This is a genomic window from Paenibacillus sp. W4I10, from assembly GCF_030816325.1.
GTDB lineage: Bacteria > Bacillota > Bacilli > Paenibacillales > Paenibacillaceae > Paenibacillus > Paenibacillus amylolyticus_B.
This window is the reverse complement of record NZ_JAUSXX010000001.1, coordinates 5,953,921-5,972,039: the sequence shown is the minus strand read 5'-3', so window position 1 is coordinate 5,972,039 and position 18,119 is coordinate 5,953,921. Positions and strand designations below refer to the sequence as shown.

General features: G+C 47.7%; 7 protein-coding genes, 1 tRNA gene, 3 rRNA genes and 1 pseudogene. 1 reads left to right on the top strand and 11 read right to left on the bottom strand.

Annotated elements, in window-relative coordinates:
* Nucleotides 1–89 precede the first annotated feature (89 nt).
* From QF049_RS26710 to QF049_RS26690, 5 genes are all read right to left on the bottom strand, one after another.
* Nucleotides 90–1,265, bottom strand: a complete 1,176-nt coding sequence (locus tag QF049_RS26710) for a GNAT family N-acetyltransferase (protein ID WP_124118843.1) — start codon at nt 1,263–1,265, stop codon at nt 90–92.
* Nucleotides 1,266–1,444: 179 nt separating this feature from the next.
* Nucleotides 1,445–1,561: ribosomal RNA gene (gene rrf / locus QF049_RS26705) — 5S ribosomal RNA — on the bottom strand.
* 75 nt (nt 1,562–1,636) lie between these two features.
* Nucleotides 1,637–4,564, bottom strand: a 23S ribosomal RNA gene (locus QF049_RS26700).
* A gap of 215 nt (nt 4,565–4,779) precedes the next feature.
* Nucleotides 4,780–4,855: transfer RNA gene (locus QF049_RS26695), tRNA-Ala, on the bottom strand.
* A 108-nt stretch (nt 4,856–4,963) separates the two neighbouring features.
* A 16S ribosomal RNA gene (locus QF049_RS26690) occupies nt 4,964–6,516 on the bottom strand.
* Together the 16S, 23S and 5S rRNA genes with 1 tRNA gene alongside form the textbook arrangement of a ribosomal RNA operon.
* A gap of 601 nt (nt 6,517–7,117) precedes the next feature.
* Here QF049_RS26690 and QF049_RS31515 point away from each other — a divergent pair.
* A pseudogene (locus QF049_RS31515) lies at nt 7,118–8,492 on the top strand (molybdopterin-dependent oxidoreductase).
* A 123-nt stretch (nt 8,493–8,615) separates the two neighbouring features.
* Here the strand turns inward: QF049_RS31515 and ligA are convergent.
* The 6 genes from ligA to QF049_RS26650 form a co-directional block, all read right to left on the bottom strand.
* Nucleotides 8,616–10,637: an NAD-dependent DNA ligase LigA gene (ligA, locus tag QF049_RS26675; protein WP_047840609.1), complete on the bottom strand. Its 2,022-nt coding sequence runs from the start codon at nt 10,635–10,637 to the stop codon at nt 8,616–8,618.
* Nucleotides 10,638–10,977: 340 nt separating this feature from the next.
* Nucleotides 10,978–13,332, bottom strand: coding sequence for a DNA helicase PcrA (gene pcrA, locus QF049_RS26670; protein WP_124116470.1), 2,355 nt, complete (start codon nt 13,330–13,332; stop codon nt 10,978–10,980).
* A 392-nt stretch (nt 13,333–13,724) separates the two neighbouring features.
* A complete protein-coding gene (gene pcrB, locus QF049_RS26665) occupies nt 13,725–14,420 on the bottom strand; it encodes a heptaprenylglyceryl phosphate synthase (RefSeq protein WP_307541892.1) in 696 nt (231 codons plus the stop codon).
* A 179-nt stretch (nt 14,421–14,599) separates the two neighbouring features.
* A complete protein-coding gene (locus QF049_RS26660) occupies nt 14,600–15,475 on the bottom strand; it encodes a phosphatidylinositol-specific phospholipase C/glycerophosphodiester phosphodiesterase family protein (protein ID WP_307541891.1) in 876 nt (291 codons plus the stop codon).
* Between the two features lie 133 nt (nt 15,476–15,608).
* Entirely contained in the window at nt 15,609–17,009 is a 1,401-nt protein-coding gene (locus QF049_RS26655) for an undecaprenyl-phosphate glucose phosphotransferase (protein WP_307541889.1), read from the bottom strand.
* Complete coding sequence (locus tag QF049_RS26650; protein ID WP_307543442.1) at nt 17,006–17,938, bottom strand: glycosyltransferase family 2 protein; 933 nt, start codon at nt 17,936–17,938, stop codon at nt 17,006–17,008. The genes QF049_RS26655 and QF049_RS26650 overlap by 4 nt, the downstream gene beginning before the upstream one ends.
* Nucleotides 17,939–18,119 lie beyond the last annotated feature (181 nt).

Genomic DNA, 18,119 nt, shown 5'->3' with positions numbered 1-18,119 from the left:
CAAAATTGCTGGAGAAGTCCATTTGTCTTTCGATCACGCCGTATTTCTATATAAGCTAATCAAGTTAAATGGAGCAGTGGCAATAGTCATCAGAAGAAATCGAGCAAATAGGTTTCCCGTTCAGGAATCGCTTGTTCCAAAGCCTTGATTGCTGCTTCTGGTCCGTGAATTCTTCCGATCCGTGCCATTTCCGTTGGTCTGCGATACCCCATCAGCACTGCGGTAAGGGATTGAATATCCACCTTAATGGTCTGATCATCAGTAATTGGCTCCGATGTTTTCCATATGGACGCCGTTCCGTTCATTGCCACATTTAATTGCCATACCCCTTCATTCCATGGAGCGTGGGCATCTTCTACCTGAAGTACAATCTGCACCGGTGAGTCCTGGCTTGCAAATGGATACTGGGATATAAACTGCTCTACACTAACGATACGCGCCATAAAATAAGGTACAATCTCCTGTTGAATCCGTGGATTATCCAATTGGAAAGCAAGCGTATCACTGGCAGGCGCCTGCAACGTAACTTCCTGGATCATGGAATCATGATTAGCAATGAAGGTCCACAGCCCTTGCCTAGCCTCTTCATTCAGATAAATGATCTCTTTAATGGTAAACTTATTTTCCTTAACCTCATATAAAAGATAACCTTGTGCTGCATCAGCTTCATCGTAATATACAGCCTTCTGGCTGCTTCCATTAACAAGAACTGAATTCTCCCACCTTGCATCATCCCGAACCAGAGTTCCGTTATAGCGCTCAGCATAAGCACTGTATACTTCCTTTAATATGCTGAGGCCCGGATCCCCACGCCGAATTGTTCCAGGTGTCGCTTTTTTCAGAGGCAAATGAGCTGTAGGTACTTTATAACGTTTAAATTCAACATACGTCTCCCATCCATACTTTCGATAGAAACCAAAAGAGAATGGATGCAAGAATGATATACTTTGTTTGTTACGATTCATTTCTTCCAACGCATGCTTCAGTAGACCCGCTACCCAGCCTTTGCGTCTATACTCTGGCCAGGTGGCTACACCCGCAATACCGCCCATCTCGAACGCTCTGCCATGAATATAGGTTTGAAAAGGAATGATGTGAAGTTTGGCTCCTAGCTGCCCGTCCTCATATACACCCCATATATCTTGTGACGAAAACTGACTCCGCCGCTTTTCTTTTTGTTCATCATTCATTACCATCTGAAAAGCATATTCGGAGAGTGCCATCGCTGGTTCAAAATCATCTACCGTCAATTTCTGAATTTCCATGTCGTCCTACACCCCATTCACTAGAGTTATTATCAATCCAAATCATGGCCTGATATGTGATATATGTACCCCTTAGAGTGTGTCAGAGGATTCTTACAAAGTCAAATAAGAGATGCTTTCGCATCCCCTTAAATAAACAAATAAAAACCACCACCGAATAACATCGGCAGTGGTTCTTCGCTTGGCGGCGTCCTACTCTCCCAGGACCCTGCGGTCCAAGTACCATCGGCGCTAGAGGGCTTAACGGTCGTGTTCGGGATGGGTACGTGTGGAACCCCTCCGCCATCGCCACCAAACGCGTAGCTTACATTTCAGAGTGTTGTTCTCTGAAAACTAGATTCGAAACGAAACATGCGAATTACAACTTGCTATTGGATAAGCCCTCGACCGATTAGTACTGGTCAGCTCCATGCATTGCTGCACTTCCACCCCCAGCCTATCTACCTCGTCGTCTTCAAGGGGTCTTACATACTGGGAAATCTCATCTTGAGGGGGGCTTCACGCTTAGATGCTTTCAGCGTTTATCCCGTCCGTACATAGCTACCCAGCGGTGCTCCTGGCGGAACAACTGGTACACCAGCGGTACGTCCATCCCGGTCCTCTCGTACTAAGGACAGCTCCTCTCAAATTTCCTACGCCCACGACAGATAGGGACCGAACTGTCTCACGACGTTCTGAACCCAGCTCGCGTACCGCTTTAATGGGCGAACAGCCCAACCCTTGGGACCTACTTCAGCCCCAGGATGCGATGAGCCGACATCGAGGTGCCAAACCTCCCCGTCGATGTGGACTCTTGGGGGAGATAAGCCTGTTATCCCCAGGGTAGCTTTTATCCGTTGAGCGATGGCCCTTCCATGCGGTACCACCGGATCACTAAGCCCGACTTTCGTCCCTGCTCGACTTGTAGGTCTCGCAGTCAAGCTCCCTTATGCCTTTGCACTCTTCGAATGATTTCCAACCATTCTGAGGGAACCTTTGGGCGCCTCCGTTACTCTTTAGGAGGCGACCGCCCCAGTCAAACTGCCCACCTGACACTGTCCCCGCACCGGATTACGGTACCAGGTTAGAACCTAGATACGATCAGGGTGGTATCCCAACGTTGCCTCCACGCAAGCTGGCGCTCACGTTTCAAAGGCTCCCACCTATCCTGTACAGATCGTACCCAAATTCAATATCAAGCTGCAGTAAAGCTCCATGGGGTCTTTCCGTCTTGTCGCGGGTAACCTGCATCTTCACAGGTATTAAAATTTCACCGGATCTCTCGTTGAGACAGCGCCCAAGTCGTTACGCCATTCGTGCGGGTCAGAATTTACCTGACAAGGAATTTCGCTACCTTAGGACCGTTATAGTTACGGCCGCCGTTTACTGGGGCTTCGGTTCACAGCTTCGGGATTGCTCCCTAACCACTCCCCTTAACCTTCCAGCACCGGGCAGGCGTCAGCCCGTATACTTCGCCTTACGGCTTCGCACAGACCTGTGTTTTTGCTAAACAGTCGCTTGGGCCTTTTCACTGCGGCCCCCTCGTGCTATTCACACTACCGGGGCACCCCTTCTCCCGAAGTTACGGGGTCATTTTGCCGAGTTCCTTAACGAGAGTTCTTCCGCGCGCCTTAGAATACTCTTCTCGCCTACCTGTGTCGGTTTGCGGTACGGGCACCTTCACCTGGCTAGAGGCTTTTCTTGGCAGTGTGAGATCATGACCTTCGCTACTATAATTTTCGCTCCCCATCACAGCTCAGCCTTACAATGTGCGGATTTGCCTACACATCAGCCTTACTGCTTAGACGGACATCCATCAGTCCGCGTCACTACCCTACTGCGTCCCCCCATTGCTCATAACGGCTTACGGTGGTACAGGAATTTCGACCTGTTGTCCTTCGACTACGCCTTTCGGCCTCGCCTTAGGTCCCGACTTACCCTGAGCGGACGAGCCTTCCTCAGGAACCCTTAGGCTTTCGGCGGATCAGATTCTCACTGATCTTTTCGTTACTCATACCGGCATTCTCACTTGTATAATGTCCAGCGCTCCTTACGGTACACCTTCAACCCTTATACAACGCTCCCCTACCCCTGATGCAAAGCATCAAGCCATAGCTTCGGTGGTGTGTTTAGCCCCGTTACATTTTCGGCGCAGAGTCACTCGACCAGTGAGCTATTACGCACTCTTTCAATGGTGGCTGCTTCTAAGCCAACATCCTGGTTGTCTGTGCAACTCCACATCCTTTCCCACTTAACACACACTTGGGGACCTTAGCTGATGGTCTGGGCTGTTTCCCTTTTGACAATGGATCTTAGCACTCACTGTCTGACTCCCGGAAGTAAGTCTATGGCATTCGGAGTTTGACTGAGCTTGGTAACCCTTGCGGGCCCCGCACCCAATCAGTGCTCTACCTCCACGACTCTGTTTTCCGAGGCTAGCCCTAAAGCTATTTCGGGGAGAACCAGCTATCTCCGAGTTCGATTGGAATTTCTCCGCTACCCCCACCTCATCCCCGCATTTTTCAACATGCGTGGGTTCGGGCCTCCAGTGCGTGTTACCGCACCTTCACCCTGGACAGGGGTAGATCACCCGGTTTCGGGTCTACGTCCACGTACTATGTCGCCCTATTCAGACTCGCTTTCGCTGCGGCTCCGGCTCTTCACCTTAACCTTGCACGGGAACGTAACTCGCCGGTTCATTCTACAAAAGGCACGCCATCACCCCTAAAACGGGCTCTGACTTTTTGTAAGCACACGGTTTCAGGTTCTATTTCACTCCCCTTCCGGGGTGCTTTTCACCTTTCCCTCACGGTACTGCTTCACTATCGGTCGCTAGGAAGTATTTAGCCTTGGCAGATGGTCCTGCCGGATTCATACGGGGTTTCACGTGCCCCGCACTACTCGGGATCCGTCTCGGAGGGAACAGACTTTCAATTACAGGGCTTTTACCTTCTTTGGCGGGCCTTTCCAGACCTCTTCGCTTAACCGGTTCCTTTGTAACTCCATGTGAGACGTCCCACAACCCCAAAGAGCAAGCTCTCTGGTTTGGGCTTCTCCGCGTTCGCTCGCCGCTACTGACGGAATCACTATTGTTTTCTCTTCCTCAGGGTACTTAGATGTTTCAGTTCCCCTGGTATGCCTCTACATAACCTATGTATTCAGTTATGAGTAACTGGAAATTACCCCAGCTGGGTTTCCCCATTCGGACACCCCCGGATCAAAGCTTGCTTACAGCTCCCCGAGGCAGTTTCGTTGTTCGCCACGTCCTTCATCGGCTCCTAGCGCCTAGGCATCCTCCGTGTGCTCTTAGTAGCTTAACCATTTTGTTCCGGTTTCGGTCGCTCGCTTCCCTTGGTTTGGACTGCGTCCAAATCCAAAAGTCGCTCTCACCCGATACCATCACAAAAGCAATTTAACTACCTTTATACACTTGACTTGTTTAACACAAGTTCAGCTAAAAAGGAATGTTCTAATTCGCGTTTGTTTCGTTTCGATATCTAGTTTTCAAAGAACAAGCCAAATAGATGAAATTGTTTGGTGGAGCCAAGCGGGATCGAACCGCTGACCTCCTGCTTGCAAGGCAGGCGCTCTCCCAGCTGAGCTATGGCCCCTCAAATTCCATCAAAACTGAACAAATGGATAAGTAACTGTGTTGCTGTTGCAGGTTCTAAGAACCTGCTTATTTGAATGTTTCCGCTACGGGAAACGATTCTCCATAGAAAGGAGGTGATCCAGCCGCACCTTCCGATACGGCTACCTTGTTACGACTTCACCCCAATCATCTATCCCACCTTCGGCGGCTGGCTCCTTGCGGTTACCCCACCGACTTCGGGTGTTATAAACTCTCGTGGTGTGACGGGCGGTGTGTACAAGACCCGGGAACGTATTCACCGCGGCATGCTGATCCGCGATTACTAGCAATTCCGACTTCATGCAGGCGAGTTGCAGCCTGCAATCCGAACTGAGACCGGCTTTGTTGGGATTGGCTCCATCTCGCGATTTCGCAGCCCGTTGTACCGGCCATTGTAGTACGTGTGTAGCCCAGGTCATAAGGGGCATGATGATTTGACGTCATCCCCACCTTCCTCCGGTTTGTCACCGGCAGTCTATCTAGAGTGCCCACCCGAAGTGCTGGCAACTAAATATAAGGGTTGCGCTCGTTGCGGGACTTAACCCAACATCTCACGACACGAGCTGACGACAACCATGCACCACCTGTCTCCTCTGTCCCGAAGGAAAGATACATCTCTGCATCGATCAGAGGGATGTCAAGACCTGGTAAGGTTCTTCGCGTTGCTTCGAATTAAACCACATACTCCACTGCTTGTGCGGGTCCCCGTCAATTCCTTTGAGTTTCAGTCTTGCGACCGTACTCCCCAGGCGGAGTGCTTAATGTGTTAACTTCGGCACCAAGGGTATCGAAACCCCTAACACCTAGCACTCATCGTTTACGGCGTGGACTACCAGGGTATCTAATCCTGTTTGCTCCCCACGCTTTCGCGCCTCAGCGTCAGTTACAGCCCAGAGAGTCGCCTTCGCCACTGGTGTTCCTCCACATATCTACGCATTTCACCGCTACACGTGGAATTCCACTCTCCTCTTCTGCACTCAAGTCACCCAGTTTCCAGTGCGATCCGGGGTTGAGCCCCGGGATTAAACACCAGACTTAAATGACCGCCTGCGCGCGCTTTACGCCCAATAATTCCGGACAACGCTTGCCCCCTACGTATTACCGCGGCTGCTGGCACGTAGTTAGCCGGGGCTTTCTTCTCAGGTACCGTCACCTTGAGAGCAGTTACTCTCCCAAGCGTTCTTCCCTGGCAACAGAGCTTTACGATCCGAAAACCTTCATCACTCACGCGGCATTGCTCCGTCAGGCTTTCGCCCATTGCGGAAGATTCCCTACTGCTGCCTCCCGTAGGAGTCTGGGCCGTGTCTCAGTCCCAGTGTGGCCGATCACCCTCTCAGGTCGGCTACGCATCGTCGCCTTGGTGAGCCGTTACCCCACCAACTAGCTAATGCGCCGCAGGCCCATCCCCAAGTGACAGATTGCTCCGTCTTTCCAGTTTCCTTCAGGCGAAGAAAACAATTATTCGGTATTAGCTACCGTTTCCGGTAGTTGTCCCAAACTTGAGGGTAGGTTGCCTACGTGTTACTCACCCGTCCGCCGCTAAGTATCAAGGAAGCAAGCTTCCTATCAACTCCGCTCGACTTGCATGTATTAGGCATGCCGCCAGCGTTCGTCCTGAGCCAGGATCAAACTCTCCAATAAAGTATTGAAAAGAGCGATAAGCTCATTTTGAATCTGACGATTCATTGTGAATCAAAAGTTACTATCCATTTGTTCAGTTTTCAAGGAACTTGTATGTCCGTTTATGTTGACGTTTGTCAACCGGACAGGAATCTTATCGTATCATGTTAACTAACTTACTGTCAACACTTTTTTTTCGTCACCTTTCAAATGATTATGACAATCATTCGTTTGAAGCGACAAGAAATAATATATCACGTAGTGATTTATTTAGCAAGCATTTTTAATCAACCTTCTAATATCATGATATCTTCATCTACGGTGTCTTGTCTCCAACCTGTATTCGACAGATTAGCACATTCTCTGAACCCAAGATGGGATAACGATCCCCGCCCTTCTGTTCGTTTGAAGAAAGTGATCCAAAAACTCTATAATAAGGTATATAGGATATAGAGATAAGGTTAAGCAGTCAAGTGTACTACTTTCATAAGTAGCCTATTAACAATCGTATATTCATCTCGCATTGCACCTTTACTCAGATCACGTACTCCATTCACAGCTAGCTATTACATATCAAAGTTCTGAATAAACTCATTACTAACCTAATATGGGGTGATCGCGCTTGAAAGAATGGTTAAAGAATGTACGCAAAGGTTACGGCAAGAAACTGGTTTCCATCCACGCTTGGAATGCCTGGATCGTTGTGATCCTTGCAATCTCAGGGCTTATGCTGGTTGGCGGCTTTTGGCGCGAGATTCTCGGAATTGGACGTGTCTGGTTAAAATGGCTACATATCATCGTTGGGCTAGCTATGCTGGCACCCGTAGTATATTACTTGATTTTGGCCGGAAAGCACTGGAAACAGCTTCGAAATAGGCCTTGGCAAAGGGTGAACACCATCTTAGTTCTTGCGCTGCTGGTAGGCTGGCTCCTCTCGGGTATTGTATTATGGCAGTTCAAGCTAGCTGGACCTCGATGGTCGAATGCTGCACTTTTGATCCATGACCTGCTGACTTGGGTGGGCCTACCTTATATTATCTATCACTCCATCACTCGGACCAAATGGTTAAAGGACCCTGCACGTCGTGCGGTTAAAAACTACTACAACTTCAACACGAACTCAAAATACAGCTGATCCATCTGATTCAATATCGGATGAAAAAGAAACTCCGGCTGCTATATCTTCTTCCCAGTTTGATCGCAGTTCCGAGAGAGATCCCCTCAAATCAGAGCAGCGACCTCAACCGTTGTATACACGACGAGCTTTCATCCGTTCTGCTGTGGGGGTTGGTCTCGCCGTGACTCTTGGTCCTACTTTTATATCCTGGGTAGGACGAAATCTCAAGATCGATAATAGTATTGATAGCATGCTGGAGAACGATCCTAACCGTATGGTTCCTCTGCCACAACCGCTATCTGCCTCTTCTCCTCCCATTGGAGGCGGAGCTGACGGTCATTTCCGCGTATATACGGTTACGCCTATACCGTCCTTCTCCAATGCTAACTGGTCTTTTCGAATTGATGGGTTGGTTGAACGGGCACAGGTATGGAACTGGGAACAATTCGTGAAGCTCGCTCGTACCGTACAGGTTAGTGATTTCCACTGTGTAACGGGCTGGTCTGTATATAAAAATACCTGGGAAGGCATTTCTCTTGCACAGCTTTTGAAACAAGCCGGGGTCAAACCGGAAGCTCATAGTGTGAAGTTTTATTCCGGTGATGGTGTATACACAGATGCGATTACGATGGATCAAGCACAAATGGAAGATATTATGGTCGCTGTCATGCATGATGGCAAACCCATCCCGGCTGATCTTGGCGGTCCGGTACGGCTCGTCATTCCTCAGATGTATGCCTATAAATCAGTAAAATGGTTAAATCGCATTGAACTCATCGACAGCGAACATATTGGTTACTGGGAAGAGCGAGGATATGATAAGGATGCATGGCTTACAGGGGCATCTCAGCGCATCCCTAACAATTTAAGTGGATCATGATCAGATAAGATTGATGAGCGTTCATTCGTTGTATCAAATAATTCAATAAACAGCAAAAGCCCCCGATCACATATTCGTGTCTTCGGGGGCTTTCTTATATGAACTCTTTTGTTAATTCATCCTCTAACCCTGTGGGTTCAAAAGACGTACAAGTTCGTCCTCATCCTCAATCGTTGGAATACCGAGATCATGGGCTTTGGTTAGTTTACTTCCTGCCTTCTCTCCGGCAATAACCAGATCTGTCTTTTTCGACACACTGCCAGTCACCTTCGCTCCGAGCGCTTCCAGTCTTTGCGTCGCCTCTTCCCGCGTCAATTGGTGCAGCGTTCCGGTCAAGACGACCGTTTTACCACTGAAGAAGGAATCTTCCACAACAGCAACGGCTGGCGCCTCAGGTGCCTGAGCTTTCACGCCCAAGTTAAGCATTTTCTCAATCGCAGCCTGTGTAAACGGATCTGCAAAAAAGTTTACGATGCTCTCAGCCACGATACCACCCACGTCGGGTAGTTCAACCAGTTCTTCCACGGTTGCATTCATAATGGCGTGCAGATCTCGATAATGATCAGCCAGCATGCGCGTTGTCGATTTACCTGTGTTCGGAATACCCAGTGAGTATAAGAAGGAAGCCAAGTCTCTATCTTTACTAAGCTCAAGCGCAGCGATAAGGTTGTTCGCTTTCTTTTCCCCAAACCGCTCCAGCTTCACCAGATCATCAAACTGTAACGTATACAGGTCAGCAGGCTCGCGTACGTTCAATTCATCATACAACTGAATCGCCGTTTTCTCACTGAACGTCTCGATGTCCATGGCATCACGGGAAGCAAAATGAGAAATACGTGCCACCGTTTGCGGTTTACACGCAAGTCTATTGTTGCAGAACAGATGCGCTCCGCGTTGCTCCAGTGGGAATCCGCATGCCGGACACTGCTCAGGGAAGACGATCTCCTCTCCATCACTCTCCTCCGTCACTTTACCCAGAATCTCAGGAATAACGTCGTTGGAGCGACGGATAAAGACCCGTGTGCCCAGAGCAAACTTCAGATTTTTGCGCTCAATGTCGCCAACATTGTTCAGAGTACAGTTCTGTACCGTTACCCCGGCAAGTTCAACCGGTTCTACGCGTGCCAGCGGAGTTACTTTGCCAGTACGGCCCACATTCCATACCACAGCGTTAAGAACCGTCGTGGTCTCTTCAGCCTCGAATTTATATGCCACCGCCCAGCGAGGGAATTTATCGGTATAACCCAATACCTCGCGGGTGCGCATGTCCGTAATTTTAATAACAGCTCCATCGATCAGATAGTCCAATTGACCCCGGTTCTCCTGAATCGCAGCCAATTGTTCCATCACATCATCAAACTCGTGGAAATAAGTAATCGATGGATTCACCTTGAAACGGTTCTCACGCAAGAAGTCCATCATCTGCTGATGATTGGCAAACTGAATGTCATCCGAATAACCCACGTTATAAAAATAAGCATTCAACCGACGCTCAGCCGTCGCTTTTGGATTCAGGTTGCGGAGCGCTCCTGCTGCAGCATTACGCGCATTCTTGAGTGGCTCTGCCGCCGTCTCATTATATCGGTCCAAGACAGACAGATTCATGATACCTTCACCCTGTACTTCAATCGTACCACTGGTGTAAGGAATTTTGAGCGGAACGGATCGGATCGTTCTTACCTGTGCCAAAATACCTTCACCTACGGTACCGTTACCACGCGTAGAGGCTTGTACCAACTCACCGTTGGTGTAGGTCAGGTTCAACGTCAATCCGTCAAACTTCAACTCAATGACATAACCTGGTTCCGGTAAAGGCGTATCGGGATTTTTGCTGTTATAGTCATTAATCAGTTTCAGTACACGGGTATTCCAGCTCCGAAGCTGCTCAATATTCTGCGCTTTGTCCAGACTCCATAATGAGGATAAATGGCGATGTGGGGTAAACCCCTTGAGCAGTTCGCCACCCACACGCTGTGTTGGAGAATCCGGCAGAACCATGCCGCTTTCCTGTTCCAGCGTAACCAGTTCATCGTACAGAAGATCATACTCCTTATCGCTGATCTGTGGCTGATCCATCGTGTAGTACTGATAATTATGCTGGTTCAGCTCGGTAACGAGTTGCTCCATCCGGTGCATCGGGTCCATACAGGGCCATCCCTCCGTTAATTTGATCTATATATGTAGAACGAACACTCCTACTGCACTTGAACGACGATAACAGAATAACTTTCCGATCGATGTTATCCCCGGATTTCTTTTAATCCATTTTAAAAGGTGGAAATCCGGGGATAAAGGCGAACGCTATGCTTCTTCAAGTTATTTCTGCTCTCTCCGTTATCGTGTGGATGTTAGATTGAACTTATATAGATTTCTATTCATATCAATCTGGTTTAGAAATCCCGTGAAAAAAACGAGAGAAAAAGCAATTTTCCTTATGGAAGTTATTTCTGTTCTCTCTGTTATCGTGCAAAAGGAGGTTTCGTTCTTATTCTACTTTCGTAATAGGGGCAAAGCCGGCAAGCAAACGTTTAACACCCACCGGAGCCGGGAAGGCAATCTGCAGTTCGGTATCATTCCCTGTCCCTTTGACCGCAACAATGGTGCCTGTCCCCCATTTGCCATGCTGCACTTTATCGCCTGCCTTGAACCCTGCTTCACCATTAGAAGCTACCGGCTTGGAAGCAGATGATGGCGTAGAGTATGTTGGGCGAGAGGTACTCGTAGTCACACGTGAAGTCGGCGTGGATGAGGTAGCAGATGAACCACTCTTGCTTTGGTGATCAAAGAGCTTGGTGCCACCACCGAAGTTACTTCCTCCACTGGAACCTAGTCCACGTCCACCATATGAGCCGCCTCCGCTACTGCCACGACGGTAACGATCACGAGCCATGGAGGTGTCTTCCTTCAGCTCATCCGGAATTTCGTCCAGGAAGCGGGAAGGTGGATTCGCTGTGGTACGTCCAAACAAGGTACGCATCTGGGCACACGACAGGAAGAGTTGCTCTTCCGCACGAGTAATTCCCACATAAGCAAGTCGGCGTTCTTCCTCCAACTCTTCATTATCCATAAAGGCACGGCTATGCGGGAAGACCCCCTCCTCCATACCCACGATAAAGACAACCGGGAACTCCAGACCTTTGGCACTATGCATAGTCATCAGGGTAACAGCGTCGCTCTGATCCTCTTCATCATCGTTCATGCTGTCGATATCAGCAATCAATGCAAGATCGGTGAGGAACGACACGAGCGTTTTGTCTTCATTATTTTTCTCAAATTCCATCGTTACAGACAGGAACTCATCAATGTTCTCGAGCCGTGCACGAGATTCGAGTGTATTTTCATTTTGCATCTCAAGACGGTATTGGCTCATCTCAAGAATCTTCTCGGTCAGTTCAGTTACAGACAGATATTCTACCATCTGATGCAACGCAGCGATCATGTCATAGAACTCCACCAGCGCATTACGCGTACGCCCAGCAAAACCAAGATCATCCACGACCTGAAGTACTCGGAAAATGGAAATACCACGCTCTCCTGCCGCAGCCGCCAGCTTCGCAACTGTTGTATCCCCGATGCTACGCTTCGGTACATTAATGATCCGGGTAAGGCTGATATCATCGTCGGGGTTGGATAACAGGCGCAGATACGCCAGAATGTCCTTGATTTCTTTACGATCATAGAACTTGATGCCGCCGACAATCTGATACGGAATATCAGACTTGATCAGAATTTCCTCTATAACCCGGGACTGGGCATTGGTACGGTATAAAATCGCATGGTTCTGATAGGATTTGCCGTTCTTCACATTTTTACTAATCTCGGAGGTAACAAAATACCCCTCATCATGCTCGGAATCCGCACGGTACACCTTGATCTTCGAACCACCCTCTTTGTCCGTCCACAGTTTCTTCGGTTTACGCCCTGTATTCAGGCCGATCACTTCATTCGCTGCATTCAGGATATTGGAAGTAGAACGATAGTTCTGTTCCAGCAAAATCGTATTTGCTTCAGGGTAATCTTTCTCAAAGTTCAGGATATTACTGATATCTGCCCCGCGCCAGCGATAGATCGACTGGTCACTATCCCCTACAACGCAGATGCGGTGGTGGCTGTCAGCGAGCATGCGGCACAGCATGTACTGCGCACGGTTCGTATCCTGATATTCATCCACGTGAATGTACTGGAATTTCTTTTGATAAAAGTCGAGGACTTCCGGCACTTCCTTGAACAGTTGAATGGTCTGCATAATGAGATCGTCGAAATCAAGCGAGTTGTTGGCTCTTAACCGTTTCTGGTACATCTTATATATCTTCGCTACAATACCCTCGAAATAGTCTCCTGCCTGCTTCTCATATTGCTCCGGACTGATCAGTTCATTCTTGGCCGTGCTCATCATCGATTGAACTGCTTTGGGCTCGAATTTCTTGGTATCAATATTCTGATCTTTCATACAGCTGCGAATTACAGATAATTGGTCCGATGAGTCCAAAATACTGAAGTTGGAAGTAAAACCGATACGTTCAATATCTCGGCGCAAAATACGCACACACATGGAGTGGAATGTGGATACCCAAATGTCACGGCCCTGGGAGCCACCTACGAGTTGGGAAACCCGGTCTTGCATCTCACGGGCGGCTTTGTTCGTAAATGTAATCGCTAAAATGCCCCACGGGGGTGCTTTCCGTGTTGCAATGAGGTAGGCAATCCGGTGTGTCAGCACCCGGGTCTTGCCTGAGCCCGCTCCGGCCATAATCAGCAGCGGGCCATCCGTCGCCTCGACGGCTTGCCGTTGAGGGGTGTTAAGCCGTGCAACGGCATCATGTATATTTACAGGTTGCATGCATGCATGCTCCTTTCATTGGTTGGTCGGTATAAGTGAGCTATCGGTTACACTTGGACTTCGATTGCAGCAGCATCTTCCGATCGTCCTTATCCCCAGATTTTTTGATCCCTTTATCAAAGGGAAAATCCGGTGATAAATACGAACACTTCGTTTCTTCAGATTGCTTCTGCACTCTCCGTTTTTGTGTAAACATAGTTCCTGTATACAAATTGTTGGTAAGAGGTAAAAATCGGTAATAAAGGCGAACGCTCCGTTTCTCGAAATTAATTCGATCCTATTCGTACTTGTGTAAACAACATTACGCTCATATAACTTCTTTAATTAGTAAGGGCAAAGTTCTATTTTAACAGATCATAAGGGGAAAATGGGGGAATGGTAAACTAAACCGATTAAATGGTTCCTTTTACAGCCAGCACCGTCTCAAGTGCCTTATTCAAATCGCTGTACACAATGTTGCCTACCACGATGGTATCTGCAACCTGGGCAGCTTGCGTGGCTTTCTCCAGATCATCAATTCCGCCGCCGTAGATGAGGTGTGCCCGCTCCATTTGTCTGTGTGTCTCACCAACAAGCTCCATATCTCCGAACATTCCGCTGTACTCCATGTATACAATGGGAAGATTGAGCAGACGCTCCGCAGCCTGGGCATATGCCACCGCAGCTCCTGTCGTCAGATCCGTATCTGCCCCAGTCAACCGCGCTACCGTGGAGTTTGCATTAAGCACAATATAACCCTCGGCAATCAGCAGATCCCAAGGGATAAGATAACCGTAACGCTCTATGGCTTGCTGGTGGTGCCCTATCATCCATTTGCTGTCCGTTGCATTCAGGACCATTGGGATCAGATATCCATCAAAGCCGGGAACAACAGCCTCCAGATCGGATACTTCAAGCACACATGGCAACTCATAACGACGCACACGGGACATCAGGTCTACCGTGTTATCATAGGTAATTCCGGAAGATCCACCGACGATAATTGCATCGGTCCCCGACATGCAGACCAGATCGAGTTTTTCGTCTGTAATCTCCCGGTCCGGGTCAAGCTTAAACACATGTCTCCACTGCTTAATCATGTCTATCAACGAACATTCCTCCAGAGGTTCTTCTGCATCCTAGAAAGCTTGTAAACTAAGTCTAAGTCAGCAGACAGTGAGTGTCAATGTTCGTATAAAAAGGGGAACAGAAAATCACAGACATTTAGAGGTCCTGGTTAGGGAAAAGCCTGTGGTTTGGATTTTGTAATAATTATAATTACGACATTTTACGGTTTCCAGGCAAACCGTGTATTCATCTCATCCAGCTCCTGCTCCGTCAGCACGTCCGAGTACACCCCGTACACGCCCCACTTCTCATAGTTAGCCACCTGTTCAGTGTCGTTGATGGTATGCACATAGGTAACTGAGCCTGCACTATTCAGCTTGGCGACGAAGTTCTGGTTTACTTTATATTCCGGCATAGTCACGGCATCAATATCATTCTTTTGCACAAAATCAACAACCTGAGCTTCTGTATCCTGTGTTGCATATAACGTATAGATAATGGAAGGGAATGCATAGACTTCTTTCACCGTATCAAGCATCGGTTCGTTATAGATCTGTACCACCACCCGATCCAGCACGAAGGGATCATGTTCTTTGGCTGCACCCACGAGGGATCTTAACACCTGCTGTATATCTTCATCCTTCTGTTCCTTAGTGTCGGTTACGATATACATATCCGGGTATTTAGCCAGCACATCTATAATGCCATCGGCATCCATAGGTTGATACATGCCCAAGATTGGCGTATCCATGAATTCATCATGTGTCAGCGCCCCAGCCTGTTTATCCTCCGGAAGCTCTTCGTCTTGTCCTAGCATTTTGCTCATATTAGCAGTCCATTCATGTCTAGCTACGGCTTTGCGATCCGAGGTCAGCATAAAGTCGATCTCAAATACACGTGTGCCTTTCTCGTAATTGGCAATCATCGCTTCATAGGCGTTGGTATATGGTTGATCACGAATGCTCCCCATGGCATGGGCTATTAATCTATAAGCGGTAAATCCGTCCCGTTGTTCTTCACTCTGGCTTTCATAGGCAAAAAAGAGTGTACCTACGGTAACGATTAATAATGTTAAAACCGCGGCAATGCGTTTCATATAGCATTCACATCCTCAGTACCTTTTTGATAGCTAACTACCCGAATTGAGGATGTGCAAAACAAAATAGCCGCCCGGAGGCGGCTGTTAAATGGTGGGATGAAAGATTGTAAATCAATACCGTTAGGTAATCCTAATATGCATTCTTGAGACCATTTCGAATGGTTTCCCATATGATTTTGATATCGAATAATAAAGACCAGTTTTCAATATAAAAGATATCTTGTTCAATTCGATCCTCGATTGAGGTATCTCCTCGTAATCCCTTGCTCTGTGCCAATCCTGTGATTCCTGGGCGGACATGGTGTTTGATCATATATTTCGGTATTTCATCTCGGAATTGATTCACGTAGTAAGGACGTTCTGGCCTTGGGCCAACTACACTCATATGACCAAGCAAAACGTTGAAAAATTGAGGTAACTCATCCAGGCTTGTGCGTCGAATAAAAGTACCAAAAGCGGTTCGACGAGGATCATTTTGGGTAGACCAACCGGTATCTACCACACCCTCAGGAATGACTTTCATCGAGCGGAATTTGAACATCATAAAGTTGCGTCGGTTAAGTCCTACTCGCTCTTGTTTGAAGATGACGGGCCCAGAAGAAGTAAGTCGTACTCCTACCGCGACAACGAGCATTACCGGAGAAGTTAAGAGGATCGCAGTGAGAGAGAAAAGAATATCGAAAGTTCTCTTCATCAATCGGTTCACCGCAATATCCAGTGGAATGTCGCGAACGTTAATCATCGGCATACCCGCAAAGTTATCGAAATGCGGCCGTGCCGGCAAGTAATCAAAGAAATCAGGAATGATTAGTGTCCGAACTCCTGCCTTCTCACACACATTGATAATATGTGAATACTTATCGTGAGCATCCAGAGGTAATGCCAGAATGACTTCATCAACAAGATGCGTAGACAAGAACTCTTCCAGTTCGTCTATTCGGCCGAGAATAGGTTTGTATCTTTTCTGTTCACTCTGATCCCAGTGACGGTAATCATCTAGGAATCCAGTCACTTCATATCCAAGTTCAGGATAATTTCTTAGGTTGTCATAGAAACGCTTGCCCAGTGATCCAGCACCAAGGATGAGCACAAACTGACGGTTGAAGCCTTTTTTACGCAATCGTTTCAGTTGTAGTTTCACTATATAACGATAGAAGAGTGTGAATGCTACATTGCCAATCATATACATGGCGAGATATGCACGAGAGATGTTTACTTCCTTGAAAAAGAACATCAGGCTCAGCAGCATGAAGAAGGCTATGCCATGAGATTGGAGAATTTTCCAAAGTTCGTCTACAAACCGTTTTTTCCGCTTGCCTATATAAAGAGAGGACATCAGTCCTGTGATGATGGCAAGAACTGCGTAAACCAAGCTCCACATCATATATTTCTCTATAGGTAGTGGATTTTGATTCGTTAACAGGTCACTCTCAAATTTCAGCCACCAGGCCAACAAAAATGAAAGCTGGATTACGCCAAAATCAGTCGCAATATACAATTGGGTTAGAAATCGTTGATTACGTCGAATCATGGGTTCACCTCGGAAGATGCTTCATTCTCCGCTCTCATGCGGGTTGCAGTCTGCCCTTGTCGAGAAGGAAGGGACAATTTGCTGCGTAGTAAAGATAGCGTGAACTTGAGTGAAATCCCCATCCACACAGCCTTATTCGTGAGTAGATTGTACTTCTTCGCGTAGTGCTTGCGGTGGAACACCCACATCGCTCTATGAAACTCATACGTTATTTTCAAAGGTTTACGACGAGCACTGCCGCCCTTGTAGTGCACAATATATGTACGCGGATAATAAAAAATGCCCCATCCCGCTTCTTTGATGCGATAACACCAATCAATATCTTCTCCATACATAAAGAACGTCTCATCCAACCCGCCCACCTGGTCAATTGTCTCTCGACGTACAAGCATGAATGCACCGACTAGACAGTCTACGGGATATTCATCATCAGGACTAAGATGTCCCAGTTGGTATTGATTGAATTTTGGCCGATCCGGGAAAAGACGAGAAATACCGAATGCATAATAAAATGAAGCCGATGGTGTAGGAAATCCACGCTTGCAAGCCTTATCCAAGGAGCCATCCGGGAGAATGACTTTGCAGCCAGAAGCACCCATCTCTGGATGACGGTCCATGAAATAGATCATGGTGTGGAGCGTATCCAGCTGAACGACCGTGTCCGAATTGAGGAGCAGGATGTAGCGTCCTTTGGCAATTTTCATGCCTTGGTTGCTGGCAACGGCGAAGCCTGTATTGTCATTATTGGAAATTAATCGGACCTGTGGGTATGCCTCACGGATTGCCTCTACTGAGCCATCATGCGAGGCGTTGTCCACGACGATGACCTCGTAGCTGTATGAGGTACTGGAGGCATAGACAGAGTCCAGACAGTCCAGTGTAAGTTGACGGGTGTTGTAGTTGACGATGACGATACTAGCGTCGACCATTTGAGATGTTTCTGTTGATTGTAAACCAACCGAATGAACGGCTTCTGATACTTGGCTCATTTGTAAAACTCCTGACTTGTAGTGCGTTATATAATAAATCGATCTTGTGAATAAAATTTTTTATGATGATAAACTCAGTACTCGCAAGGCTATTACCCACTTAACGTGAGTATAGCATATT

Coding starts and splice junctions, on each gene's coding strand:
- QF049_RS26710 (WP_124118843.1), bottom strand. CDS start 1,265: ATGGAAATTCAGAAATTGACGGTAGATGATTTTGAACCAGCGATGGCA.
- ligA (WP_047840609.1), bottom strand. CDS start 10,637: ATGGACCCGATGCACCGGATGGAGCAACTCGTTACCGAGCTGAACCAG.
- pcrA (WP_124116470.1), bottom strand. CDS start 13,332: ATGCAACCTGTAAATATACATGATGCCGTTGCACGGCTTAACACCCCT.
- QF049_RS26660 (WP_307541891.1), bottom strand. CDS start 15,475: ATGAAACGCATTGCCGCGGTTTTAACATTATTAATCGTTACCGTAGGT.
- QF049_RS26655 (WP_307541889.1), bottom strand. CDS start 17,009: ATGATTCGACGTAATCAACGATTTCTAACCCAATTGTATATTGCGACT.
- QF049_RS26650 (WP_307543442.1), bottom strand. CDS start 17,938: ATGGTCGACGCTAGTATCGTCATCGTCAACTACAACACCCGTCAACTT.